This is a genomic window from Phaeobacter sp. CC-HEC084 (genome assembly GCF_059429255.1).
Window position 1 is genome coordinate 103,695 of record NZ_JCAIJQ010000002.1, and the last position, 21,541, is coordinate 125,235.

At 61.7% G+C, this 21,541-nt stretch carries 22 protein-coding genes; 15 read left to right on the plus strand and 7 right to left on the minus strand.

Features of this window, described 5'->3' with window-relative positions; translation table 11 throughout:
* The first annotated feature begins 107 nt into the window (after positions 1–107).
* A complete protein-coding gene (gene dgcA, locus AC5SSZ_RS00910) occupies positions 108–1,073 on the plus strand; it encodes an N-acetyl-D-Glu racemase DgcA (protein ID WP_065271329.1) in 966 nt (321 codons plus the stop codon).
* Positions 1,074–1,083: 10 nt separating this feature from the next.
* Positions 1,084–1,947, plus strand: coding sequence for a D-amino-acid transaminase (locus AC5SSZ_RS00915; protein WP_065271328.1), 864 nt, complete (start codon positions 1,084–1,086; stop codon positions 1,945–1,947).
* 381 nt (positions 1,948–2,328) lie between these two features.
* Here AC5SSZ_RS00915 and AC5SSZ_RS00920 read toward each other — a convergent pair whose 3' ends face one another.
* The 3 genes from AC5SSZ_RS00920 to AC5SSZ_RS00930 all read right to left on the minus strand — a co-directional run bounded on the left by AC5SSZ_RS00920 (position 2,329) and on the right by AC5SSZ_RS00930 (position 4,365).
* Positions 2,329–3,126: a DODA-type extradiol aromatic ring-opening family dioxygenase gene (locus AC5SSZ_RS00920; RefSeq protein WP_274837290.1), complete on the minus strand. Its 798-nt coding sequence runs from the start codon at positions 3,124–3,126 to the stop codon at positions 2,329–2,331.
* A 121-nt stretch (positions 3,127–3,247) separates the two neighbouring features.
* Entirely contained in the window at positions 3,248–3,562 is a 315-nt protein-coding gene (locus tag AC5SSZ_RS00925; RefSeq protein WP_065271326.1) for a DUF1244 domain-containing protein, read from the minus strand.
* A 65-nt stretch (positions 3,563–3,627) separates the two neighbouring features.
* Positions 3,628–4,365, minus strand: a complete 738-nt coding sequence (locus AC5SSZ_RS00930; RefSeq protein ID WP_495436253.1) for an N-formylglutamate amidohydrolase — start codon at positions 4,363–4,365, stop codon at positions 3,628–3,630.
* Positions 4,366–4,496: 131 nt separating this feature from the next.
* On the opposite strand from AC5SSZ_RS00930, the gene pyk reads away from it, so the two are divergent.
* The 6 genes from pyk (at position 4,497) to pheT (ending at position 10,685) form a co-directional block, all read left to right on the plus strand.
* Positions 4,497–5,942: a pyruvate kinase gene (pyk, locus tag AC5SSZ_RS00935; RefSeq protein WP_065271324.1), complete on the plus strand. Its 1,446-nt coding sequence runs from the start codon at positions 4,497–4,499 to the stop codon at positions 5,940–5,942.
* A gap of 45 nt (positions 5,943–5,987) precedes the next feature.
* Positions 5,988–6,209, plus strand: coding sequence for a hypothetical protein (locus AC5SSZ_RS00940; protein ID WP_274834893.1), 222 nt, complete (start codon positions 5,988–5,990; stop codon positions 6,207–6,209).
* A gap of 116 nt (positions 6,210–6,325) precedes the next feature.
* Positions 6,326–6,526, plus strand: a complete 201-nt coding sequence (gene rpmI, locus AC5SSZ_RS00945; RefSeq protein WP_008560811.1) for a 50S ribosomal protein L35 — start codon at positions 6,326–6,328, stop codon at positions 6,524–6,526.
* Between the two features lie 15 nt (positions 6,527–6,541).
* Positions 6,542–6,907: a 50S ribosomal protein L20 gene (rplT, locus tag AC5SSZ_RS00950; protein WP_065271322.1), complete on the plus strand. Its 366-nt coding sequence runs from the start codon at positions 6,542–6,544 to the stop codon at positions 6,905–6,907.
* Positions 6,908–7,068: 161 nt separating this feature from the next.
* Positions 7,069–8,142 carry a phenylalanine--tRNA ligase subunit alpha gene (gene pheS / locus AC5SSZ_RS00955; protein WP_065271321.1) on the plus strand — a complete coding sequence of 358 codons (1,074 nt, stop codon included), beginning with the start codon at positions 7,069–7,071 and terminating at the stop codon, positions 8,140–8,142.
* A 146-nt stretch (positions 8,143–8,288) separates the two neighbouring features.
* Positions 8,289–10,685 (plus strand): phenylalanine--tRNA ligase subunit beta, encoded by a 2,397-nt coding sequence (pheT, locus tag AC5SSZ_RS00960; RefSeq protein WP_495436259.1) that lies wholly within the window; start codon positions 8,289–8,291, stop codon positions 10,683–10,685.
* 53 nt (positions 10,686–10,738) lie between these two features.
* Here pheT and AC5SSZ_RS00965 read toward each other — a convergent pair whose 3' ends face one another.
* The gene (locus AC5SSZ_RS00965) at positions 10,739–11,629 is read right to left on the minus strand and encodes a LysR family transcriptional regulator (protein ID WP_495436261.1); all 891 of its coding nucleotides are present in this window, start codon (positions 11,627–11,629) and stop codon (positions 10,739–10,741) included.
* Positions 11,630–11,714: 85 nt separating this feature from the next.
* Between AC5SSZ_RS00965 and AC5SSZ_RS00970 the strand changes: the two genes are divergently transcribed.
* The 3 genes from AC5SSZ_RS00970 to AC5SSZ_RS00980 all read left to right on the plus strand — a co-directional run bounded on the left by AC5SSZ_RS00970 (position 11,715) and on the right by AC5SSZ_RS00980 (position 13,402).
* Positions 11,715–12,353 (plus strand): class I SAM-dependent methyltransferase, encoded by a 639-nt coding sequence (locus AC5SSZ_RS00970; RefSeq protein WP_495436263.1) that lies wholly within the window; start codon positions 11,715–11,717, stop codon positions 12,351–12,353.
* A 72-nt stretch (positions 12,354–12,425) separates the two neighbouring features.
* Positions 12,426–12,875, plus strand: a complete 450-nt coding sequence (locus AC5SSZ_RS00975) for a YtoQ family protein (protein ID WP_065273576.1) — start codon at positions 12,426–12,428, stop codon at positions 12,873–12,875.
* On the plus strand, positions 12,872–13,402 hold the full coding sequence (locus AC5SSZ_RS00980; RefSeq protein WP_495436266.1) for a GNAT family N-acetyltransferase: 531 nt from the start codon (positions 12,872–12,874) through the stop codon (positions 13,400–13,402). Before AC5SSZ_RS00975 ends, AC5SSZ_RS00980 begins: the two co-directional genes overlap by 4 nt.
* Positions 13,403–13,537: 135 nt before the next feature.
* Here the strand turns inward: AC5SSZ_RS00980 and AC5SSZ_RS00985 are convergent, their stop codons facing one another.
* Together AC5SSZ_RS00985 and ald are read right to left on the minus strand one after the other, a co-directional pair.
* Positions 13,538–14,347, minus strand: a complete 810-nt coding sequence (locus AC5SSZ_RS00985) for a mechanosensitive ion channel family protein (RefSeq protein WP_368998940.1) — start codon at positions 14,345–14,347, stop codon at positions 13,538–13,540.
* Positions 14,348–14,618: 271 nt separating this feature from the next.
* On the minus strand, positions 14,619–15,737 hold the full coding sequence (gene ald / locus AC5SSZ_RS00990) for an alanine dehydrogenase (RefSeq protein WP_065271315.1): 1,119 nt from the start codon (positions 15,735–15,737) through the stop codon (positions 14,619–14,621).
* 134 nt (positions 15,738–15,871) lie between these two features.
* Here ald and AC5SSZ_RS00995 point away from each other — a divergent pair, with 134 nt between their 5' ends.
* From AC5SSZ_RS00995 to ppk2, 3 genes are all read left to right on the plus strand, one after another.
* Entirely contained in the window at positions 15,872–16,330 is a 459-nt protein-coding gene (locus AC5SSZ_RS00995) for an Lrp/AsnC family transcriptional regulator (RefSeq protein ID WP_065271314.1), read from the plus strand.
* Positions 16,331–16,607: 277 nt separating this feature from the next.
* Entirely contained in the window at positions 16,608–18,197 is a 1,590-nt protein-coding gene (locus tag AC5SSZ_RS01000; protein ID WP_495436272.1) for a GMC family oxidoreductase, read from the plus strand.
* Between the two features lie 226 nt (positions 18,198–18,423).
* A complete protein-coding gene (gene ppk2, locus AC5SSZ_RS01005) occupies positions 18,424–19,341 on the plus strand; it encodes a polyphosphate kinase 2 (RefSeq protein ID WP_065271313.1) in 918 nt (305 codons plus the stop codon).
* Positions 19,342–19,487: 146 nt separating this feature from the next.
* Here the strand turns inward: ppk2 and AC5SSZ_RS01010 are convergent, their stop codons facing one another.
* Complete coding sequence (locus tag AC5SSZ_RS01010) at positions 19,488–20,003, minus strand: MarR family winged helix-turn-helix transcriptional regulator (protein ID WP_065271312.1); 516 nt, start codon at positions 20,001–20,003, stop codon at positions 19,488–19,490.
* 86 nt (positions 20,004–20,089) lie between these two features.
* On the opposite strand from AC5SSZ_RS01010, the gene AC5SSZ_RS01015 reads away from it, so the two are divergent.
* A complete protein-coding gene (locus AC5SSZ_RS01015) occupies positions 20,090–21,265 on the plus strand; it encodes a cytochrome P450 (RefSeq protein ID WP_495436275.1) in 1,176 nt (391 codons plus the stop codon).
* Positions 21,266–21,541 lie beyond the last annotated feature (276 nt).

Consider the following 21,541-nt stretch of genomic DNA (forward strand, 5'->3'; position numbering starts at 1 on the left):
AAGGGGGCGTCTGGCAGCAGGCGCCCTTTTTTTGTGAATTCAGGCGTCTGTGGAGTGCGGCCCTATCCATTCCCAGAAGCCGAACAAAGACCCCGAAAGGATCGAACATGAAAGTCACCGTGACGCCGGATGTATTCAAACTGGCGCGGGCCTTTACCATCTCCCGCGGCTCGCGGACCGAGGCGAAGGTGCTGACCGTCAGGATCGAAAAGGACGGGGCTGTGGGGTGGGGCGAATGTGTGCCTTATGCCCGCTATGATGAAACGCTGGACAGCGTGACCGCCGAAATTACCGGCCTGCCCGACAGCTTTACCCGCGAAGAGCTGCAGGACCTGCTGCCTGCCGGTGCGGCTCGCAACGCGGTGGATTGCGCGCTTTGGGATCTTGAGGCGAAACTGGCGGGCAAACGGGTCTGGGAACTGGCCGGTCTGCCGAAACCCGGCCCCGAAATTACCGCCTATACCCTGTCGCTCGACACACCCGAGGTGATGCAGGAGCAGGCCGCCGAGAATGCTCATCGCCCGCTTTTGAAGATCAAGCTGGGCACCGCCGATGACATGCCGCGACTGGAAGCCGTGCGCGCCGGGGCACCGGACTCGGATATCATTATCGACGCCAACGAAGGCTGGAGCGCCGAGGTCTATGCCGAGCTTGCGCCGCATTTGGTGCGTCTGGGCGTGTCGCTGGTCGAACAACCCTTGCCCGCCGGTGAAGACGACGCGCTCATTGGCATGGAGCGTCCGGTACCGGTGTGCGCGGATGAAAGCTGCCATGACCGCGCCAGCCTGCCGAAACTCAAAGGCAAATACGATGTGGTCAACATCAAGCTGGACAAGACCGGCGGCTTGACCGAGGCGCTGAAACTGCGCGAAGCGGCGCTGGCCGAAGGTTACCGCGTGATGGTTGGCTGCATGATGGGCTCGTCACTTGCGATGGCGCCTGCGGTGCTGCTGGCGCAGGGGGCGATGGTGACGGACCTTGACGGGCCGCTGCTTCTGTCCGAAGACCGCGAAACGACAATGGAATACGATGCTGCCGGTGTGCATCCGCCCAAGGCAGAACTCTGGGGCTGAGGAGATGACAATGACCCGTACTGTTTATGTGAATGGCGAATACCTGCCGGAAGACGAAGCGAAGGTCTCGATCTTCGATCGCGGCTTCCTGATGGCTGATGCGGTATACGAGGTGACCTCGGTTCTGGGCGGCAAGCTGATTGATTTCGAAGGCCACGCGGTGCGCCTGAAACGCTCGCTGGATGAGCTGGACATGCAGGAACCCTGCACCAAGGACGAACTGCTGGAGATCCACCGCAAGCTGGTGGAACTGAACGGCATCGACGAAGGTCTGGTTTATCTTCAGGTCACCCGCGGGTCCGATGGCGACCGCGATTTCGTCTTCCCCGATCCCGAGACCACCAAACCGTCGATTGTTCTGTTCACCCAGAACAAGCCGGGGCTGGCCGATAGCCCCGCCGCCAAGAAGGGTGCCAAGATCATCTCGATCGAGGACATCCGCTGGGGCCGCCGCGACATCAAGACGGTGCAGCTGCTGTACCCGTCGATGGGCAAGATGATGGCCAAGAAGGCCGGAGCCGATGACGCCTGGATGGTCGAAGACGGCTACGTGACCGAGGGCACTTCGAACAACGCCTATTTCGTCAAGGATGGCGTGATCGTCACCCGCCCGCTGTCCAATGACATCCTGCACGGCATCACCCGCAAGGCCGTGTTGCGCATGGCAGAAGAAGCGCAGCTGAAGATCGAAGAGCGTCTCTTTACCATCGATGAAGCGAAAGAGGCGGATGAGGCCTTTACCACCTCGGCCAGCGCATTCGTGATGCCGGTCGTGGAGATTGACGGCACCGCGCTGGGTGACGGCACACCCGGCCCCATCGCCAAACGCCTGCGCGAGATCTATCTGGATGAATCGGTGAAGGCCGCGATCTGATCGCTGCGCGTATCCGTATCAACAATTAAGGCCGCTCCTGACGGGGCGGCCTTTTGTTGTTTCAGTGGCAGTGCACTCTGCCTGTGCTGGTCTGCATATGGCAGCATTTGCCCGGTGGAGAGCTTTTGCGGCAGCCTCCACCATGCTGGACCAAAGTATCGGCCTGCAGGCCCGCATGCGAGAATGAGGCCCCAAAACTGATGGTCGGTATAGCAGTGGCGAGCGCAATATGTGCGGCCAGAGACAAGGCTTTCATTGAATAAGTCTTCCTTCGATTGCATCAACGTAAACGTATCACAACTTTATCGTGATATTATTGCCAAAATACAATCATAAGCTGCCTTTGTCCGAGCGGTCTTGAGGCTGCCCGCAACAGAGGCGTTACCCAAAGCGGAAGCTAGAGGCCGTGACGCCGCCAAAGATGTCCTTCTGGTGGTAGACCTGAGTTGCCGGTTCTTTCTCGGCCGCGCCAAGGGCTGTGAAGAGCGGCACAAGGTGATCCTCCTGCGCGTGGCAGGCGCGGGCATAGGGGGCCTGTTCCCAGTTGAGCAGTGCCTCGGTCCGCGCGGCGGCTGGCAGTTGCAGCGCCGCATTCAGCCATGTGTCGAACTCTTCCGAGGGCACCTTGGCCCGGGGGCCGAATTCCCGCAGATTGTGGTAGCTGAGACCGGAGCCAACGATCAGCACGTCCTCGTCACGCAGGGGGGCAAGCGCGCGGCCAAGGGCGAAATGCTCTTCTGGACTGTAACCATGGCGCATGGAGACCTGAAATAGCGGAACATCGGCCTCCGGGTACATCAGGGCCATGGGCACGAAGGTGCCATGGTCGTATCCCTGTTCCGCGTCCATCGAGACCGGCAATCCCGCCGCTGCGATCAGATCCGCAGTGTGCTGGGCCAGCTCTGGCGCGCCGGGCGCCGGGTATTGGATTTCGTAGGTCTCTGGCGGGAAGTTGTAATAGTCATAGACCATCGGCGGTTTTGCAGCACTCATCACTGCAAATGTGTCCTTTTCCCAGTGGCCGGAAATCATCAGAACCGCCGAGGGACGGCGCCCGATTTCCTGCGGCATACGGGCAAGCGCATCTGCCAGCGGTGCCAGCGCCTCCCGCATGTTCGGGATCCAGGGCCACGGTCCGCCGCCGTGGGAAATGAAATAGCTTGGCATCCTTGAACGCATCCGAACCTCCATCACACATACTGTTGGTTCAGATGTTAAGGGATCCGGGCCGCCGGGGTTATACCCAGTGGCGAACACCCCCTGTGCGCCGATGGCGACAGGGGGGGCAATCCGCCAGGGATCAGGCCTTGTCTGTGACGTTTTCCTTGAAGGCGACTTCGAACTCGGCCTGTTTTTCCGGGCTGGCCTCGGTCTGGTACTTGGACTTCCACTCATCCATGGTCATGCCATAGTAGATTTCGCGGGCTTCATTCTTGTCCATTTCGATGCCGCGTTCGTTTGCTGCTTCCTGATACCAGCGGCTGAGGCAGTTGCGGCAGAACCCGGCCATGTTCATCAGGTCGATGTTCTGCACATCGGTGCGGTCTTCCATCAGATGCTTTTGCAGGCGGCGGAATGCGGCGGCCTGAAGTTCGATCTCGGTTTGCTGGTCCATGGGGATCCTCCCGGTTGTCTTGCGTTCCGTAATATGTGGGTGCCACTGTCCAGAGGCAAGCGCTGCTACAGGCCCGAGTTCGCAAGGGCCCGGGGCAGGAGCTTGGCGAGTCGTTCGGCCCACTGCCGCTGTCCTACCGCATCAGCGATCAGATCGTTGCGCAGTTCGATCAGCGTGTTAGGGCGACCATGGGCTGTGCCGTGGGTGTCGATGGCATCGCCGGGCAGGTAGCCGGTGTAGGGCTCGTTGATCCCGACACAAAGGTCAGGCTCGGCCTGCAATGTGTCGATCAGCACCGGGGAAAACCGCTCTCCCTCGGGGAAGAGCACGCCGATTTGCCAGGGACGCGGCGGACGTCCGCGCAATTGTCGGGTGAAGGAATGCATCGAGACGATGACCGTGTCCGGGCGCGCGGCAAGGCGGCTCACTTCTGCGTGATAGGGGCGGTAGCAGGCCTCAAGCCGCGCCGCGCGCTCTGCCGCATCGGCGTGACGGTTGGCGGGAATGATGGTCCCGTCATAAAGCTTCATCAGCAGAGTTGGATCATCTTCGCCCCGGTTGGGGTCGATCACCAGACGGGAGAAATTGGAGGCCACAACCGGCGCGTCCAGCAGCTCACCCAGATGGCGGGCGACGGCATAGGCCCCCACATCATAAGCGATATGACGCTCCATATCCTCATGCGGCAGGCCAAGGTCACCGCCGTTGACGAAGGGAGGTACGCGGTTGGTGGCATGGTCGCAGGTGATCAGCCAGCGGGCAGGGCGGTCGGCCCCGTGAACAAAGAAGGGAGTATATGTCATGCGCCTGTCATCGATTGTTGACGATACCTTTAGGGGAGTTGCGGCAAAATGGAAATTGCGCGATAAGCACCGCAAGATATGTTTGCGGTAACACCGCCTATTGCTGAGCTGACACCAGAAGGACCCACCCCATGAAACGTTCCCGCAGTGTGAAGATTGTTGCCACCCTGGGACCGGCGTCCGAAACCTATGAAACGATTCGCGCCCTGCACGAGGCCGGCGCCGACGTGTTCCGCCTGAATATGTCGCACGGGACCCATGCAGAGATCACCCAAAAGCACGAGATCATCCGCAAGGTGGAAAAGGATCTGGACAGCTCGATCGGTATTCTGGCCGACCTTCAGGGTCCCAAGTTGCGCGTGGGCGTCTTTGCGAATGGTTCCGAGGAACTGGAAGAGGGCGCGTCTTTCCGGCTGGATCTGGATCCCACCGATGGTGATGCCACGCGGGTCTGCCTGCCGCATCCCGAGATTTTTCAGGCGCTGGAGCCCGGCGCGCATCTGCTGGTGAATGATGGCAAGATCCGCCTCCGGGTGGAGCGCTGCGGCGCCGATTTTGCCGATTGCAGCGTCGTGACCGGCGGCACCATCTCCAACCGCAAGGGCGTGAACGTGCCCGATGTGGTGCTGCCCCTGGCGGCTCTGTCGGACAAGGACCGTGATGATCTGGAGTTTGCCTGCACCCTGGGTGTGGACTGGATCGCACTGTCCTTCGTGCAGAGGGCCAAGGATGTGTTTGAGGCCAAAGGCCTGGTCGATGGCCGCGCTGCGGTGCTGTCCAAGATCGAGAAGCCTTCGGCTGTGGAGCAGTTCGAGGAAATCCTCGATGCCTCGGACGGGATCATGGTGGCGCGCGGCGATCTGGGCGTCGAACTGCCGGTGTCTGCCGTGCCGCCGATCCAGAAACGGCTGGTGCGCAAATGCCGCGCGGCGGCCAAACCGGTGATCGTCGCCACCCAGATGCTGGAAAGCATGATCGAAAGCCCGATGCCCACGCGCGCCGAGGTCTCGGACGTGGCGACCGCGATCTATGAGGGCACCGATGCCATCATGCTGAGCGCTGAATCCGCTGCCGGGCAATATCCGGTCGAAGCGGTGCGAACCATGGACAACGTCGCCGCCGAGGTGGAGACCGACCCCACCTATGCGCAGATCATCGCCTCTTCGCGCTCCTCCAAGGGCAACACGATTGCGGATGCCATCGTTGCTGCCGCCCGCGAAATTGCCGAGAAGACGGATATCAAGGCGATCTGCTGCTTCACCCAGAGCGGCACAACTGCGCTGCTGACCGCGCGGGAACGTCCCGGTGTTCCGATCATCGCGTTGACCCCGCTGGAAGGCACCGCCCGGCGTCTGGCGCTCAGCTGGGGCTGCCACTGCGTGGTGACCAGCGGACAGGACCGGTTCAAGGGGGCGGTGGTTAACGCCGCCCGCGCCGCCCGCGCCGGCGGGTTCGCCTCCGAGACGGATCAGATCGTCGTGACCGCAGGCGTGCCGTTCAACGTGCCCGGCACCACCAACATCCTGCGCGTTGCCCCCTGTGATGAACGTTTGATTTACAGCACCGACCCGGAATAAGCTTTCCTCCAGCCCGGCGTCGGGCTGCGGTTGGAGGGATGTTGCATGAACAGTGACCTGTTTCTGGTGCTTGGCCTTCTGCTTGCATGGCTGGCGATACCGTCCATGTTGTCGGCCTATAGCGACAAGCGGCGGCCACAGGTCTCTGTCTTCCTGCTGCTGGGCAGTGCGGGCCTGATCGCCTATGCAGTTCTGACACAGCCGGGCGGTTATCGTCTGCGCGATGTGCCAGATGCGTTTTTCAACGTGATTGGCCAGGTTTTTTAGAAGAAACCGCTTGCCCTTGTGGTCCCGTTTTCGTACATGGCGGCCCTGTTCACGTGGCCGGCCAGAGTGGCATGCCGAGTCGCGTATCTACCGAACTCGCATTGAAGGAGACGGAAATGCCCAAAATGAAGACGAAATCGAGCGCCAAAAAGCGCTTCAAGGTGACCGCCACCGGTAAGGTGTTGGCAGGTCAGGCCGGTAAGCGCCACGGCATGATCAAACGTCATAAGAAATTCATCCGTGATGCCCGCGGCACCACGACCCTGTCCGCCCCCGACGCCAAGATCGTCAAGGGCTTCATGCCCTACGACCGCTAAGAGGAGATTTGACACATGTCCCGCGTTAAAGGTGGTACCACAACTCACGCCCGTCACAAGAAGGTCATCAAGGCAGCCAAAGGTTACTATGGCCGCCGCAAGAATACCTTCAAGGTCGCCCGTCAGGCCGTCGACAAGGCAAACCAGTACGCAACCCGTGACCGTAAGGCGCGCAAGCGTAACTTCCGCGCCCTGTGGATCCAGCGTATCAACGCTGCCGTCCGCAGCCACGACGAATCGCTGACATACTCGCGCTTCATCAACGGCCTGAACCTGGCCGGTATCGAAGTTGACCGTAAGGTCTTGGCCGATCTGGCCGTGCACGAGCCCGAAGCCTTCGGTGCGATCGTCAAGCAGGCACAGTCCGCACTGGCAGCCTGAAGCGTTCCACGCTGAGATTTAAGAAAGCCGCCCCTCAGGGGCGGCTTTTTTGCGCTTTGGCCAGGGAAACGGATCCCTAAGCTGGGGAAGGCTGGTCCGTCGGGCCTTGCTTTCAGCGGCTGCTGTGGTAGCACGAGCCAAGCAAAATTCAGGGGACCGTCATGGACGATCTTAAGGCAAAATATCTGGGGCAGATCGCCGATGCCCACGACGAGGACGCGCTGGAGGCGATCCGCCTCGCCGCCGTCGGGAAAAAGGGCGAGGTGGCCCTGAAGATGCGGGAATTGGGCAAGATGACGCCCGAGGAGCGCCAGACCGTGGGTCCGGCGCTGAACGCACTCAAGGATGAAATCAACTCTGCCCTGGCCGCCAAGAAGGCCGCGCTGGCCGATGCGGCGCTGGACGAGCGTCTGCGCACGGAATGGCTGGACGTCACGCTGCCCACGCGCCCGCAGCGCCGCGGCAGCCTGCACCCGATCAGCCAGGCCAGCGAAGAGCTGACTGCGATCTTTGCCGAACTTGGCTTCTCGGTTGCCGAAGGCTCGCGTGTTGAAACCGACTGGTACAACTTCGATGCGCTGAACATTCCGGGCCACCACCCCGCCCGCGCCGAGATGGATACTTTCTACATGCACCGGGCCGAAGGCGACGACCGCCCGCCGCATGTGCTGCGCACCCACACCTCGCCGGTACAGATCCAGTCGATGGAGAAGATGGGCGCCCCGCTGCGCGTCATCTGCCCGGGCGGTGTTTACCGCGCCGACTACGATCAGACCCACACCCCGATGTTCCACCAAGTCGAAGGCCTGGCGCTGGACAAAGACATCTCGATGGCGAACCTCAAGTGGGTGCTGGAGGAATTCGTCAAATCCTTCTTCGAGGTGGACGATGTGGAGCTGCGCTTCCGCGCCTCCCACTTCCCCTTCACCGAGCCTTCGGCCGAGGTGGATATCCGCTGCTCCTGGGACAACGGTCAGCTGAAGATCGGCGAGGGCGACGACTGGATGGAGATCCTTGGTTCCGGCATGGTCCACCCCAAGGTGATCGCCGCCGGTGGCATTGACCCCGAGGTCTACCAGGGCTTTGCCTTTGGCATCGGTATCGACCGTCTGGCGATGCTGAAATACGGCATCCCCGATTTGCGTGCCTTCTTTGACAGCGATCTGCGCTGGCTGCGCCATTATGGCTTCAGCTGCCTGGACGTTCCAACACTGCATGGCGGGTTGAGCCGATAACGCTTGAACCGCAGGGCCCTAGCCCTGCGACGCGCCCGACCCGCCCCATGGGCGGGCGCGTTCCGCACCCACCCCGGGCCGGGCGCGCTGCCAGAAATGGAGTGCCGGGCCGCCAGTCAACCGATTTGCCAAAAGGGCGCTGAGATATGAAATTCACTCTCTCCTGGCTGAAAGACCACCTTGATACCGATGCCTCCGTTGCGGAGATCACCGAGGCCCTGACCGACCTGGGACTGGAAGTCGAAGAGGTCTCGAACCCCGCCGACCGGCTCAAGGATTTTACCCTGGGCTATGTGAAACACGCGGAGAAGCATCCTGATGCGGATAAACTGCGTGTCTGCAAGGTGGACACCGACGAAGGCGAGATGCAGATCATCTGCGGCGCGCCAAATGCCCGGGAGGGCATCACCGTGGTGGTCTGCAAACCGGGCATGTATGTGCCGGGTCTGGATATCACCATCGGCGTTGGCAAGATCCGCGGTGTTGAATCCTTCGGCATGATGGCCTCCGAGCGGGAGCTGAAACTGTCCGATGAACACGACGGCATCATCGAGCTGCCCTCGGGTGCGGTCGGCGACCGGTTCATTGACTGGCTGGCAGAGAACGATCCGGCCAAGGTTGATCCGGTGATCGAGATCGCCATTACTCCGAACCGCCCCGATGCGCTGGGTATCTTTGGCATTGCCCGCGATCTGGCGGCGCGCGGGATCGGCACGCTGAAAACACACGACTACGAGGCGGTCCCGGGTGACTTCGAAAGCCCGGTCAAGGTGACCATCGACGAAGACACGCTGGATGGCTGCCCGCTGTTCACTGGCCGGGTAATCAAGGGCGTCAAGAACGGCCCCAGCCCGCAGTGGCTGCAGGACCGGCTGACAGCCATCGGTCTGCGCCCGATTTCGGCGCTGGTGGATATCACCAACTTCTTCACCTTCGATCAGAACCGTCCGCTGCACGTCTTTGACGTGGCCAAGGTGCAGGGCGATCTGCGGGTGCATCGCGCCAAGGGCGGCGAGACGCTGCTGGCGCTGGATGAAAAGGAATACACCCTTGGCGCAGGCCAGATGGTGATTTCCGATGAAAATGGCCCCGAAAGCATCGCCGGTATCATGGGCGGTGAGGAAACCGGCTGTACCGACGAGACGGTCGATGTCTTCCTAGAAAGTGCCTTCTGGGATCACGTGCAGATCGCGACCACCGGCCGCGCGCTCAAGATCAATTCGGACGCGCGCTATCGCTTCGAGCGTGGCGTTGACCCGGAATTCACCCTCGAAGGGCTGCATCGTGCCACCCAGATGATCCTGGATCTTTGCGGTGGCGAGCCGTCCGAAGTGGTGATCGCGGGCGATGTGCCGGATCATTCGCGGGCCTATAAACTGGACCCGGAGCGGGTGCAGTCGCTGGTCGGTATGGACATCCCCGAAAGCGATCAGCGTCAGACCCTGACCCGCCTTGGCTTCCGGCTGGAGGGAAACCTGGCCCATGTGCCCAGCTGGCGCCCCGACGTGCAGGGTGAAGCCGATCTGGTGGAAGAGGTCGCGCGTATCGCTTCGTTGACCAAGCTGCAGGGCAAGCCGCTGGCACGCTTGACACCGGGCATCCCCAAGCCGGTGATGACGCTGCAGCAGCGCCGCCAGCAGATGGCACGCCGCACGGCGGCCAGCCTCGGCTACAATGAAATCGTCAGCTACACCTTCATCGACAAGGCCTCTGCGACGCTGTTTGGCGGCGGCAGCGATGCCACAATGCTGGCCAATCCAATTTCCTCGGAAATGTCCCATATGCGTCCGGATCTGCTGGCCGGTCTGATGCAGGCCGCCGCGCGCAATCAGGCGCGGGGCTTCATGGATTTGGCCCTGTTCGAGGCGGGTCCTGTGTTCCACGGCGGCGAGCCGGGCGAGCAGCGCGAACAGATCTCGGGTCTCTTGGTCGGCCGCACTGGCCCCAAGGATGTGCATGGCGCGGCGCGCCCGGTCGATACCTTTGATGCAAAGGCCGACGTCGAGGCGGTTCTGGCCGCTATCGGCGCGCCGGCCAAGGTGCAGGTGCTGCGGGGCGGCGATGCCTGGTGGCATCCGGGCCGTCACGGCAAGATTTGCCTTGGCCCGAAAAAGGTACTCGGCGTCTTTGGTGAGTTGCACCCCAAGGCGCTGAGCGAAATGGGCGTCAAAGGGCCTGCCGTGGCCTTTACCATCTGGCCGGACGAGGTGCCGCTGCCGCGTAAATCCGGTGCCACCCGCGCGGCGCTGGACATCAGCGACCTGCAGGCGGTCGAGCGTGACTTTGCCTTTGTGGTGGATGAGAGCGTCGAGGCGCTGACCCTGGTCAATGCCGCTGCCGGTGCCGACAAGGCGCTGATCGAGGACGTGCGCGTCTTTGATGAATTCATCGGCGGCAGCCTGGGTGAGGGCAAAAAATCCCTGGCCATCACCGTGCGCCTGCAGCCGACTGACAAGACGCTGAAGGAAAAAGACATCGAAGCGGTGAGCGAGAAGATCATCGCCAAGGTGAGCAAGGCCACCGGAGGCATTCTGCGGGGCTGATCTGCTGAGCGGAATGGTTGGAATTTCAGGCCGTGCCCGATCCGGGCGCGGCCTTATTTTTGAAAAAAGTGCTCTGCCAGCAGATCGAATACCAGGCGGATCTTGCGGCTGGTGTGCAGCTCCCGGTGGGTGGTCAGCCAGACTGGGAACCGGATCGGCTCCATCTGCGGCAGGATCTGCTCGACCTCGGGCGTTTGCCGGGCGATGCGATCTGACATGGGGGCGATACCAAACCCCCGTTTGACCAGTTCCCACGCGACCAGCCCGCTTTGTGATTCATATCGAAAATTGCGCTTTGTCAGGGGAAACCCCAAGGGCGTGAGATGACCGACCATCCCTTCTGCATCGCCGAAGCTGATGAAGTCATGGCTGCTCAGATCCCGGACGTCTTCGGGCCGCCCGGCCTTTGCCAGATATTGCGGCGCGGCATAAAAGCGGGCGGTTTCCTCGTGGATAAGACGGGCGATCAATTCGGGCTGCTCGGGGCGCACGTGGCGGATGGCGATATCCGCCTCGCGGCGCATCAGATCGCGGATGTCGTTGGAGGCGATGATGTCGATGTGCAGATCCGGCGCCAACTGGCGCAACCGCCGCAGCACATTCGGCAGCAGGTAAGCAGAATAAACATCGCTGGCGGTAATCCGGACGGTGCCGGTGATGGATTCTGATTGTCCCAGTGCCGCAAGGGCGATCCGGTCCGCTGCCAGACCCATGGGGCGGGTATGTTCCAGCAGTTCGACCCCGGCTTGCGTCAGCTGCAGAGATTTGCCGATCCGCTCGAACAGCATCAAGCCAAGGCTTTCCTCCAGCGCAGCCACCTGACGGCTTAGCGTGGGTTGTGTCAGGTTCAGACGCCGGGCCGCAGCAGAGAGAGAGCCCGTCTCGGCGGTGGCGAGAAAGGCGCGGATGTGGTTCCAGTCGAAGGTGTTTGGGGTGCTGGTCATACATTACCGTATATCGTGCCTGCATATTTCGGCAATTCCTGCATGTATGGCTTTCTCGTAGTTTCCTCGCAAAGGAGACAAAACCATGCAGACCTCAATTCAGTTCTGGGACGGAATTGCCGAAAAATATGCCCGCAGTCAGATCCGGGATCCTGCCGCTTATGACTATACGTTGGAACGCACTCAGGCCTATCTGAATCCGGGCGACCGGGTTCTGGAACTGGGTTGCGGCACCGGGACCACCGCGCTGCGCCTCAGGAAGGCGGTCGCCTGTTATACTGCCACCGATCTGGCGCCTTCGATGATCGCCATCGCGCAGCGCAAGAAGGATGAGGCAGGCGTCACCAATCTGCGGTTCGTCGTCTCTGACATCGCAAATGCACCCGTGGGACCCTTTGACGCGGTGATGGCATTCAACCTGTTCCACCTGATAGGCGATCTGGATGGCGCCCTTGCGCATATCTACCGGACCATTCGCCCCGGTGGCACTTTTATCTCGAAAACGCCCTGCCTGGCCGATAGCAAAAGCGCGCTGCAGCGTTTCATGATGCGGGTTGCGATTCCGGTGATGCGGCTTGTCGGCAAGGCGCCGCCCTCGGTCGTGCATTTCCTGTCAGTGGCCGATTGGCAGGCACGGCTTGAGGCTGCGGGTTTCGAGATCATCGAGACCGGAAACTACCCGGCCGATCCGCCCAACCGGTTTCTGGTTGCACGCCGCAAGTGATCTGTAGGCGGCGGGGCTGGTCCGTTCGGGCGATCCGGTCTAAGCATGGCGGAACAGCGAATGGAGGGTGCGATGACTTTGAACGTATATCTTTCGGGTGAAATCCACACGGACTGGCGCGAGCAGATCGTGACTGGCGCGGCGGATCTGGACGTGGCTTTCAACAGCCCGGTCACTGACCACGGGGCCAGCGATGACTGCGGTGTGGCCATTTTGGGCGCCGAAGAGAACAAATACTGGCACGATCACAAAGGGGCCATGGTCAACGCGATCCGTACCCGCAAGGGGATCGAGGATGCCGATGTGGTCGTCGTGCGTTTTGGCGACAAGTACAAGCAGTGGAATGCCGCCTTTGACGCAGGCTATGCGGCGGCGCTGGGCAAATCGATCATCGTGCTGAGCCAGCCGGACCATCAGCACGCGCTGAAAGAAGTGCACGCTGCCGCGCTGGCAGTGGCTGAAGAGCCGCGGCAGGTGGTGGAAATCCTGACCTATGTGCTGACGGGCAAGCTGCCCGGGTGAGCGAGGTCATCCTTGAAACCGACCGGCTAATCCTGCGTCCGCACCGGACTGAGGATTTCCCCGGTGTGGCCGCGCTTTGGGGTGATCCCGAGGTGGTGAAATACATCGGCGGCGTTCCTTCTGACCCAGAAGCCTCGTGGGCGCGGCTTTTGCGGAACATGGGGCACTGGCAGGCGATGGGCTTTGGCTATTGGGCGGTCACGGATCGCACCGATGGCCGGTTCCTGGGAGAGGTCGGGTTTTCCGACTTCAAACGCGGCATCGTTCCGCCGCTGAACGGAATGCCCGAGGCCGGCTGGGTGCTGGCAGCCCATGCCCATGGCCGCGGCATCGCGACCGAGGCGGTGCGCTCTATCCATGACTGGGCGGATCGCTGCATGGACTGGTCGGAAACGGTCTGCCTGTTCGACCCGGAACATCTGGTGTCACAGAACGTTGCCCGGAAACTGGGCTACGAGATGCGCGAAGAGGCGGCGGTATATCGGGGCGATCCCACCGTCGTGATGGTCCGGGGTTCCGGCAGCTGATCTGCGGCGGGGCTGCCTTCATCGGCGTCTGCGATTGGGCGCACAGGGGACTGCAGAAACGACAACGCCCCGCCAAAGGCGGGGCGCCAGGCCCAACGGGCAGAGGGTCGCAAAACCCGATAACGGGCGGGAGGCTTACCCCTCCTTTTTCTGGATCTCCACACTGTGCGGGTAGGGGATCGAAATGCCTTCGGCGTCAAAGGCTTCCTTCACAGCCTGTGTCATGGCGAATTTCAGCTCCCAGTAATCCGATGCCTTGCACCACAGGCGCGCGGTCAGATCGACCGAGCTGTCACCAAGGTTGGTCACGCGAACCCAGGGTTCGGGATCGGTCATGACCCGTGCATCGGCGGCGGCCTGTCGCAGGATGATCGCCTTGGCCTTGTCGGCACTGTCGCCATAATCGATGCCAAAGACCAGATCTACCCGGCGGGTGTCATGGGCCGAGAAGTTAGTGATGATCGATCCCCAGGCCTGACCATTAGGGATGATGATCTGCACGTTGTCCGCAGTGGCCAGTTCGGTCACAAAAAGGTTCAGATCCTTTACCGTCCCGGCGGTGCCGCCGATGTCGACGTATTGACCCAGCTTGTAAGGGCGGAACAGGATCAGCATGAAACCGGCTGCCAGATCGCTCAGCGTGCCTTGTAGGGCCAGACCGATGGCCAGCGTAGCAGCGCCCAGCATGGCGACAAGACTGGTGGCCTCGATGCCGAAGATCCCGAGAACCGCAACCAGCACCACAGCCAGCAGCGCCCAACGGATCATGCTGGCGGCAAAATTGCCTAGCGTCGGATCGATCTGAGGGGTCTTGTTGATGCGGCGGCGCACCATGTTGCTGATCATTCCCGCTGCCACCCAGCCAAGGATAAGAACAACAAGTGCCTTGGCAGCGCTCAGTGCCAGCGGCCAGAGGGCTCCGGCTTGTTCAATCATCTCTTCCATACCAATAGGTCCTCTTTCAATCCTGTCATCCGGCGCGGACCTGCTTTGGTCGACGTCGGATTCTCCGACTCAGCCTTATTGTTACTATCAAGATTGTTTGAATTGACAGGGAATTTCTTGGCCACGTTTGCATTTAGCAACCCGGCACAGGGTCGCCTGGCTGGTGGTGGCGGAATACGGGAAGATAAAAATCCCCGCCAGTGCGCAGGCGCTGGCGGGGAGGAGGTAGCAGGGTAATCCGTAATGATCAGTCAGGTTCGCGGACCGGAACTCAGGATTTGATCGCCAGTGCTGGGGAAACGACATCGATCCCCAGCGCCTTGCCGACGGCATAGTAGGTCAACTGGCCCGCATGGACGTTCAGCCCGTTCAGAAGATGCGGATCATCGGCGCAGGCCTGTTTCCAGCCTTTGTCCGCCAATGCCAGCAGGAAGGGGAGGGTTGCATTGCCCAGAGCCTGGGTCGAGGTGCGGGCAACGGCGCCCGGCATGTTGGCCACGCAGTAATGCATGACGCCATCGACCTCATAAATCGGATCGGCATGAGTGGTGGCTTTCGAGGTTTCGAAACAGCCCCCCTGATCGATCGCGACATCGACCAGGACAGCCCCCGGCTTCATCTCGCTGAGCTGCGCGCGGGAGACCAGTTTCGGTGCCGCTGCGCCGGGCACCAGCACCGCGCCGACAACCAGGTCGGCTTCGCGGACCAGTTCGGCGGTGGCGGCGGCGGTGGAATAGCGGGTGCGGAAGTCTCGGCCAAATACATCATCGAGGTATTTCAGGCGATGCAGGGAGCGGTCCAGAACGGTGACATCGCCGCCCATGCCCGAGGCGATGCGGGCCGCATGGGTGCCGACCACACCGCCGCCGATCACCACCACCTTTGCCGGAGGGACGCCGGGTACGCCGCCCATCAGGACGCCGCGGCCGCCGTTTGCCTTTTGCAGGGTCCAGGCGCCGACCTGCGGTGCCAGCCGTCCGGCCACTTCGGACATCGGCGCCAGCAGCGGCAGGCCACCAAAGCTGTCGGTGACGGTTTCATAAGCAATCGCGGTGCAGCCTGATGCAAGAAGGTCGCGGGTCTGTTCGGGGTCGGGGGCCAGGTGCAGGTAGGTGAACAGCAACTGCCCTTCGCGCAGCATCTTGCGCTCACCGGCTTGCGGTTCCTTGACCTTGACGATCATGTCTGCGGTGGCAAAAATCTCTTCGGCCGTCTCCAGCAGCGTCGCACCGGCGGCGGCATAGTCGGCATCGGTGTATCCGGCACCGGCCCCGGCGCCGGTCTGGATGAAAACGTCATGGCCATGTGCGATGGCTTCGTGGGCCGCGTCGGGGGTCATGCCGACGCGAAATTCCTGCGGTTTGATTTCAGTCGGGCATCCGATTTTCATGTAGCTTCCTCCCTGCTATACTAAAACCCTAGATCCGCTGTTGGGAAATGTGCTGCTTTTTTGGGCGAATTAAAAAGATGCGGATCGAAGATAATTCGAATAGATGCGGAATATGAGCAAGGTACTACGCAATTATGTCTCTTGATTCGACGGATCGTCGTATTCTGGAGGTCCTCCAACGGCAGGGCCGTATTTCCAACGCGGATCTGAGCGAGCGGGTGAACCTTTCCGCATCGGCCTGCCACCGCCGGGTGCAGCGGCTGGAGGCTGAGGGCTATATCAAGGACTACGTCGCCCTGCTGGACGCCCGCAAGCTGAGCGTTCCGACAACCGTCTTCGTGGAGATCACCCTGCAGGGGCAGGCGGACGAGCTGTTGGATGCTTTTGAACGTGCGGTGGCGCGGATCCCGGATGTGCTGGAGTGCCACCTGATGGCGGGATCGGCGGATTACATCCTGAAGGTCGTGGCCGAAAATACCGATGATTTTGCCCGCATCCATCGCCAGCATCTGACACGGCTTCCGGGGGTGGCGCAGATGCAATCGAGTTTCGCTCTGCGCACGGTGTTCAAGACAACGGCGCTGCCCGTCTGAGCTTTCTCTTCGTAGCGCTCCCGCCCGTCGGCGGCTTTTTGAAAAAGACCTCCTCCCGTTGGGCGTGGCAGCGCGCGGGCGCGCAGCAGCCAAGGCTGCCAAGGGGTGCGGACGCAGTCGGGGCCCCCGCGGGCGCGGGAGGGCCTCTTGCTTGGCTGTTTGGGCCGGACAGTTGGGTGCTGTGAATACAGATGGGGGCATAGAGGACTTATTTGTCTTACATTTCGCTCCTGCTTCTGGTTCAACAGGAAGACGAGGGAAAGACGGGGAGCAGATCATGCAGTTCGACTACATCATCGTGGGCGCCGGGAGTGCCGGCTGTGTTCTAGCCAAGCGGCTGAGCGAGGCGGGCAAGCAGGTGCTGCTGCTGGAGGCGGGCGGCCGTGACAATTATCACTGGGTGCATATCCCGATGGGATATCTCTACTGCATCAACAACCCGCGCACCGACTGGATGTATCGCACAGAGGCCGACCCGGGGCTGAATGGTCGGGCGCTGATCTATCCGCGCGGCAAGGTGCTGGGAGGCTGCTCGTCCATCAACGGCATGCTGTATCTGCGTGGGCAGGCAGCGGATTATGATGGTTGGCGCCAGCGCGGCCTCGCGGGCTGGGGCTGGGACGATGTGCTGCCCTATTTCAAGAAATCCGAGGATTACGTCGAAGGCCCCTCCGAGATGCATGGCGCGGGCGGCGAATGGCGGGTCGAGAACCAGCGGCTGCATTGGGATGTGCTGGATGACTGGATGGAGGCCGCTGCGGCCTGGGGCCTGCCCAAGGTCACGGATTTCAACACCGGCAATAATGAAGGCGTCGGCTATTTCCGGGTCAATCAGCGCGCGGGCTGGCGGATGAATACCGCCAAAGCTTTCTTGCGTACGGCGACGGGGCAGGGGTTGAAGGTGGAAACCCAGGCCCATACCCGCCGGATCCTGATCGAAGAGGGCCGCGCGACGGGCGTCGAGTATCAAAAGGGCGGCGAGGTGCATGTGGCCCATGCCGCCGCCGAGGTGATCCTGTCGGCAGGGGCGATCAACAGCCCACAGATCCTGCAGCTGTCCGGGCTGGGGCCGGGCGCCTTGCTGCAACAGCACGGGATCGAGGTTCTGCGGGACATACCGCAGGTCGGTGCGAATCTGCAGGACCATTTGCAGCTGCGCTGCGCCTGGCGGCTGGAGGGGGCGCATACGCTCAACACGCTGGCGAATTCCGTGATCGGCAAGGCCAAAATCGGTCTGGAATACGCGCTGAAACGGTCTGGACCGATGTCCATGGCGCCAAGCCAGCTGGGCGCCTTTTCCCGCTCGCGGCCCGATCTGGAAACGCCGGATCTCGAATACCACGTGCAGCCCCTGACGCTGGAGGCCTTCGGCCAGCCCTTGCATGATTTTCCGGGGCTGACGGCCAGCGTCTGCAACCTGCGCCCCGAAAGCCGGGGCCGGGTCGAGATCGCCTCGGCCGATCCGATGGTCGCGCCGAGTATCCAGCCGAACTACCTGTCTACAGAAGGCGACCGTCAGGTGGCCGTGGCGGCGATCCGGCAGGCGCGGGCGATCATGGGGCAGGCCAAGATGCAGGCCTACTGCCCCGAGGAGATCAAGCCGGGGATCGCATCTGATAGCGAGGCCGATCTGATGCAGGCGGCCGGGGATATCGGCACGACGATCTTCCACCCCACCTGCACTGTGCATATGGGCAGCGACGAACGTGCGCCGCTTGACCCCGAATTGCGTCTGCGCGGGGTATCGGGGTTGCGGGTGGTGGATGCCAGCGTGATGCCCACGATCACCAGCGGCAACACCAATGCGCCGACAATCATGATCGCGGAAAAGGCATCTGACATGATCCTTGCAGCTGCGCGCGGCTGAATTTGGCAGAAAGCCGGAAGCCGGTGCTTTTGCGCTTGCACCCGGTCGGGATTTTCGTTTGCCTTTGACCCGGGCGAATTAACGCCCTTTGTGACAGTTCCGGTCAGGCCGGATCGGAACTGCCTATTTCAGGCCATTCGGGCAGCGGGTGCTGCTGTGACATCAAACAATCACATCCGTGCGTTAGAGCGGCCGAAACAGACGAGTAACAACAAGGAGCCGCGCCGTGACCAGCGATACAACCCCTGATTCATTTGACTGGCTGGATGCCGAGCTTCAGGACACGCTGGACGAGGATTTCGAGATTGAATTTGCCGAGCCCATGCTGTCGATGGAGCTGCGCAAGATCTACCGGTCGCAGCATCCCGAAATGCTGGATCGCAAGGTCTATTTCAGAAACCTGTTGCGGCTGCAGGCGGAACTGATCCGACTTCAGGATTGGGTGCAGCACAGCGGCGCCAAGGTATGCATCCTGTTCGAAGGGCGCGACAGCGCAGGCAAGGGCGGTGTGATCAAGCGGATCACCCAGCGTCTGAACCCGCGTGTTGCCCGCGTCGTGGCCCTGCCCGCACCGTCGCGCCGTGAGCAGAGCCAATGGTATTTTCAGCGCTACGTGCCGCATCTGCCGGCTGCGGGGGAAATCGTGCTGTTTGACCGGTCCTGGTATAACCGCGCCGGGGTTGAACGGGTGATGGGCTTTGCCAGTGAGGATCAGGTCGAACAGTTCTTTCAGGACGTTCCGGAATTTGAACGCATGCTGGTGCGGTCGGGGATCATCCTGCTGAAATACTGGTTCTCGATTACGGATGAGGAACAGCAGCTGCGGTTCATGATGCGGATCCATGATCCGATGAAGCAGTGGAAGCTGTCGCCGATGGATCTGGAAAGCCGTATCCGCTGGGAACAATATACCAAGGCAAAGGAGGATATGTTCGAACGTACCAACATCCCCGAAGCCCCCTGGTATATCGTCGAGGGCAACGACAAGAAGCGCGAGCGGCTGAACTGCATCGAGCACCTGCTGACCAAAGTGCCCTATGAAGAGGTGCCGCAGGAGAAGGTGTCGCTGCCGGACCGGGAATATAATCCCGACTATGAACGCAGGGTTCTGCCAGACGAGCTGTACGTGCCAAAGATCTACTGAGCGGCCTCTGCGTAAAGAGCGAGGGCGGGCTCCTCCGCCGGTTCCAGCACAGCCTGCGGACTGTGCTGCCGCCGTTGGGCCCGGCGCCGCACCGGGGCGCGGCGTGCGTTTGTCTCAGGCTGCCTGCCTCAAGGCCGTTGTGATCTTTATTCGGGCGTGTCCGCCTGATCTGCCATATTGTCGAGAAACCGTTGCAGATACCCGGTGAAGGCGGTGAGCTCCTCGGGGGAGAAGCCTTTGAGCAGGTCGCGCTGCCGCTCCAGCGCGCGCGGCAACATCTGGGCGTGCAGGGCATGCCCCGCCTCGGTCAGGAACCAGGATTTGCGCCGCTCATCTCCGCCCCGGACCTCGGCCCGGACGAGACCGGCCTTTTCCATGCGCTGCAGTGCGCGGCTGACGGCGGCCTTGTCGATACCGGTGAGGTTCGCAGCCTGACCGACGGAACAGCCCGGATCGCGCGTCAGCATGACCAGCATGCGCCAGTCCATGACACCGATTCCGAATTCCTTTTGGTAGGCGCGCGCAGCGTTCCGGGTCAGCCGGTTGCCTGCGAATGTCACCGTGACCACCGGGTTGCGGCTGTAGTCCAGTGTCGGGGCGGCGGGGCTGTCCTCACTGCCATCCGGCAGGATAAGGAACAGATCGTCGGGTAAATCGCTCATCCAGGCAGCTTAGGTCAGGCGAGTTGACAAGACAACAGTTGCCACGCAGTCTTCCCTGAAGCTGACAATCGGGGGGAGGGGCAGTGATGGAAAGGCCAGTTTATAACATCGATCCGCAGGCGTTCTGGCGGGATCCCTATCCGGATCTGGCCCGTATGCGAGCCGAGGCGCCGGTGGCCTATGTGCCACAACTGGATGCGGTTCTGATCACCCGCCGTGACGATATTTCCCGGGAGGAAAAGCGGATCGAGGTGTTTTCCTCGGACCAGCCTGAGGGGTTGATGACCCAACTGATGGGGCAGAACATGATGCGCAAGGACGGCGCCGCCCATATGGGAGAGCGCAAGGCGATCTTTCCGGCGGTCTCTCCCAAGACGGTGAAACAGCATTGGCTGGCGCAGTTCCGTTCCGCGACGGCGCGGATACTTGACGACCTGGCGCCCCGGGGGGCCTGCGATCTGGTGCGTGACTTCGCCATGCCAGTCTCGGCAGAGGCGCTGAAGGCAGTCACCGGCCTGACGGGCATGCGCGCCGAAGAGATGGACGCGGTGAGCCAGGGAATGATCGATGGCTGTGCCAATTATGCGGGTGATCCGGAGGTTGAGGCGCGCTGCCATGACAGCACGCGGCTGATCGATCAGCATATTTCCGAGATGTGGCAGAGTGATTCTGGCGCGGATGACTATTCCCTGTTGCGGGTTCAGCAGGCTGCGGGCCTGCCGGAGGATCAGATCAGGGCCAATATCAAGCTGGCGATCTCCGGCGGGCAGAACGAGCCACGCGATGCGATTGCCGGGACCGTCTGGGCCTTGCTGCGCCATCCGGAGCAACTGGAAGATGTCCGCGTCGGCCGTGCCAGCTGGCTGCAGGCGTTCGAGGAATATGCCCGCTGGATGTCCCCCATCGGAATGTCACCGCGCCGGGTGGCGCAGCCTTATGTCCTGCACGAGGTGGCGCTGAAGCCTGAGGACCGGGTGTTTCTGATGTTCGGTTCTGGGAACCGGGACGAGCAGGTGTTTGCGCGCCCCGATGCCTTTGACATCCATCAGGATATCAGCGCGGCCATTTCATTTGGCGCCGGGCCACATTTCTGCGCCGGGGCCTGGATATCACGGGCGCTGATCGCCGAAGCGGCGCTACCGATGCTGTTTGAGCGGCTGCCGGATCTATCCCTAGCGGGGGAGGCACGGTTCGGCGGATGGGCTTTCCGCGGTCCGCTTGAAATGCCGGTGACCTGGGTCAAAGGGGAGAGGAGCCGGTAAGTGCGGAGAGCGCCGGGAGGCACGCGCAGATCAGACCAATAAGGGGCTCAAGAGGAAGTCACCCGGAGGGGCAGACGCCTTGGTGCAGGGAGCAAGGCTATCGCCAGGTTTGGGGGGGGAGCGATGTGCCTCCTCCGGGAAATGCCGACCGTTCCAACTTCGGCAACAGGGCCGTCCGCCTTGGGAAACGTGAGGTTTCGGCGCCCTGCTACTATTGATAGCAAAGATGGACTCTGAATACACGTATAAGTTTAACTATTTAGCCGCAGAACCGAT

What these genes read in the sequence shown, in the direction of transcription:
- pyk (WP_065271324.1), top strand. Translation starts at nt 4,497, where the DNA reads ATGAAACGTTCCCGCAGTGTGAAGATTGTTGCCACCCTGGGACCGGCG.
- dgcA (WP_065271329.1), top strand. Translation starts at nt 108, where the DNA reads ATGAAAGTCACCGTGACGCCGGATGTATTCAAACTGGCGCGGGCCTTT.
- AC5SSZ_RS01015 (WP_495436275.1), top strand. Translation starts at nt 20,090, where the DNA reads ATGGAAAGGCCAGTTTATAACATCGATCCGCAGGCGTTCTGGCGGGAT.
- rpmI (WP_008560811.1), top strand. Translation starts at nt 6,326, where the DNA reads ATGCCCAAAATGAAGACGAAATCGAGCGCCAAAAAGCGCTTCAAGGTG.
- AC5SSZ_RS00925 (WP_065271326.1), bottom strand. Translation starts at nt 3,562, where the DNA reads ATGGACCAGCAAACCGAGATCGAACTTCAGGCCGCCGCATTCCGCCGC.
- pheT (WP_495436259.1), top strand. Translation starts at nt 8,289, where the DNA reads ATGAAATTCACTCTCTCCTGGCTGAAAGACCACCTTGATACCGATGCC.
- AC5SSZ_RS00995 (WP_065271314.1), top strand. Translation starts at nt 15,872, where the DNA reads ATGTCTCTTGATTCGACGGATCGTCGTATTCTGGAGGTCCTCCAACGG.
- AC5SSZ_RS00940 (WP_274834893.1), top strand. Translation starts at nt 5,988, where the DNA reads ATGAACAGTGACCTGTTTCTGGTGCTTGGCCTTCTGCTTGCATGGCTG.
- pheS (WP_065271321.1), top strand. Translation starts at nt 7,069, where the DNA reads ATGGACGATCTTAAGGCAAAATATCTGGGGCAGATCGCCGATGCCCAC.
- ald (WP_065271315.1), bottom strand. Translation starts at nt 15,737, where the DNA reads ATGAAAATCGGATGCCCGACTGAAATCAAACCGCAGGAATTTCGCGTC.
- rplT (WP_065271322.1), top strand. Translation starts at nt 6,542, where the DNA reads ATGTCCCGCGTTAAAGGTGGTACCACAACTCACGCCCGTCACAAGAAG.
- AC5SSZ_RS00930 (WP_495436253.1), bottom strand. Translation starts at nt 4,365, where the DNA reads ATGACATATACTCCCTTCTTTGTTCACGGGGCCGACCGCCCTGCCCGC.
- AC5SSZ_RS00970 (WP_495436263.1), top strand. Translation starts at nt 11,715, where the DNA reads ATGCAGACCTCAATTCAGTTCTGGGACGGAATTGCCGAAAAATATGCC.
- AC5SSZ_RS01000 (WP_495436272.1), top strand. Translation starts at nt 16,608, where the DNA reads ATGCAGTTCGACTACATCATCGTGGGCGCCGGGAGTGCCGGCTGTGTT.
- AC5SSZ_RS00975 (WP_065273576.1), top strand. Translation starts at nt 12,426, where the DNA reads ATGACTTTGAACGTATATCTTTCGGGTGAAATCCACACGGACTGGCGC.
- AC5SSZ_RS00915 (WP_065271328.1), top strand. Translation starts at nt 1,084, where the DNA reads ATGACCCGTACTGTTTATGTGAATGGCGAATACCTGCCGGAAGACGAA.
- AC5SSZ_RS01010 (WP_065271312.1), bottom strand. Translation starts at nt 20,003, where the DNA reads ATGAGCGATTTACCCGACGATCTGTTCCTTATCCTGCCGGATGGCAGT.
- AC5SSZ_RS00965 (WP_495436261.1), bottom strand. Translation starts at nt 11,629, where the DNA reads ATGACCAGCACCCCAAACACCTTCGACTGGAACCACATCCGCGCCTTT.
- AC5SSZ_RS00985 (WP_368998940.1), bottom strand. Translation starts at nt 14,347, where the DNA reads ATGGAAGAGATGATTGAACAAGCCGGAGCCCTCTGGCCGCTGGCACTG.
- AC5SSZ_RS00920 (WP_274837290.1), bottom strand. Translation starts at nt 3,126, where the DNA reads ATGCGTTCAAGGATGCCAAGCTATTTCATTTCCCACGGCGGCGGACCG.